Source organism: Mesorhizobium sp. M7A.F.Ca.CA.001.10.2.1 (assembly GCF_003998575.1).
Lineage (GTDB): Bacteria > Pseudomonadota > Alphaproteobacteria > Rhizobiales > Rhizobiaceae > Mesorhizobium.
Window position 1 is genome coordinate 1 of record NZ_RZQY01000931.1, and the last position, 1,751, is coordinate 1,751.

The window sequence follows — 1,751 nt, forward strand, 5'->3', positions numbered from 1 at the left end:
GGCCCCAACGACGTGCTGATCAAGATCAAGAAGACGGCGATCTGCGGCACCGTCTTCTGCGCCCACTGGTCCCAATTGTAGATGTGCACGTCGGTGCCGCAGATCGCCGTCTTCTTGATCTTGATCAGCACGTCGTTGGGGCCGATCTCCGGCACCGGCACCTCTTCCATCCAGATGCCTGGTTCGGCCTTGGCCTTCACCAGCGCCTTCATCATGTTCGACATGCTTTTGTCCCTTGAATCTCTTGATCCGGAATCGCTTTTCGATTCCAGCCTTTCAGGAAATGACCCCGAGTTCGCGCCCGACGGCGGCAAACGCCTCGACCGCCCTGTCAATATCCGCACTGGAATGCGCCGCCGACATTTGCGTGCGGATGCGGGCCTGCCCTTTCGGCACCACCGGGAAGGAGAAGCCGATGACGTAAATGCCGCGCTTCAGCATGCGCGCGGCCATCTCCTGCGCCAGGCTGGCATCACCCAGCATCACCGGTATGATCGGATGATCGGCTCCGGCCAGCGTGAAGCCGAGCTTGCCCATCTGCGACCGGAAGCGCGCCGCATTGTCGTAGAGTTTGCTGCGCAGCCCATCGCCGTCCTTGATCAGTTCGAACACCTTGATCGAAGCGCCGGCGATCGCCGGCATGAGCGTGTTGGAGAAGAGATACGGCCGTGAGCGCTGGCGCAGCCAGTCGACCACCTGGCCTTTGCCCGAGGTGTAGCCACCGGAGGCCCCGCCAAGCGCCTTGCCGAGCGTGCCGGTGATGATGTCGACCCTGCCCTCGACGCCGCAATGTTCGGCCGAGCCGCGGCCGTTTCGGCCGACGAAGCCGACGGCATGGCTGTCGTCGACCATCACCATGGCGTCGTATTTCTCGGCGAGGTCGCAGACACCCGTGAGATTGGCGATGATGCCATCCATCGAAAACACGCCGTCGGTGGCGATCAACCGGAAGCGGCAGTCCCGGGCTTCCTTCAGTCGCGCCTCGAGATCGGCCATGTCGTTGTTGGCGTAGCGGAAACGTTTGGCCTTCGACAGCCGCACGCCATCGATGATCGAGGCATGATTCAAGGCATCCGAGATAATGGCGTCTTCCTCGCCCAGCAGCGTCTCGAACAGGCCGCCATTGGCATCGAAACAGGAGCCGTAGAGGATGGTGTCTTCCATGCCGAGGAAAGAGGAAATCGTGGATTCGAGCTGCTTGTGCTCTTCCTGGGTGCCGCAGATAAAGCGCACCGATGCCATGCCGTAGCCATAGCGGTCGAGCGCCTGCTTGGCAGCATTGCGCAAATCGGCGCTATCGGCGAGGCCGAGATAGTTGTTGGCACAGAAATTCAGCACCTTGTCGCCGCCGACCTCGATCTCGGCCGACTGCGTCGAAGTGATCACCCGCTCCGACTTGTAGAGGCCTGCCGATTTGAGCCCCGCGAGCTCGCCGTCGATGTGGGAGAGGAATGCTGCGGTCATGGTCGGCCTCGTTTGATGTGGGCTGACTGTCGTCTCGTCCGCGTGAAAAATCCATCGCAAAAACGACCGGATCGGTGGCAAGCAGCACGATGCCGCCCCGATGTCGATCATCATGCGGCGGCGGAAACGATGCCGCGACAAGGGTTCTGGCCGATGACCGCTCAAATGCCGGTACGGCGTTAAACGAGCCGATAACCATTTCGCGATCTTTCGACAGCCGCCCCTCGCCGGGCAGCCGTCGATTTCCGGTCCTGTTAACGTTTGCAGTTCAATGGTGCTCATACAAG

Annotated in this window: 2 protein-coding genes; both read right to left on the minus strand. The window is 61.2% G+C overall.

Annotation, left to right across the window (positions count from 1 at the left end; all coding sequences use genetic code 11):
• On the minus strand, window positions 1-224 hold a 224-nt coding region (locus tag EN964_RS33610), incomplete at its 3' end, for an alcohol dehydrogenase catalytic domain-containing protein (RefSeq protein ID WP_164776316.1).
• A 52-nt stretch (window positions 225-276) separates the two neighbouring features.
• Window positions 277-1,464, minus strand: coding sequence for a glycine C-acetyltransferase (locus EN964_RS33615; RefSeq protein WP_127268536.1), 1,188 nt, complete (start codon window positions 1,462-1,464; stop codon window positions 277-279).
• Window positions 1,465-1,751: the final 287 nt, after the last annotated feature.

Coding starts and splice junctions, on each gene's coding strand:
- EN964_RS33615 (WP_127268536.1), bottom strand. CDS start 1,464: ATGACCGCAGCATTCCTCTCCCACATCGACGGCGAGCTCGCGGGGCTC.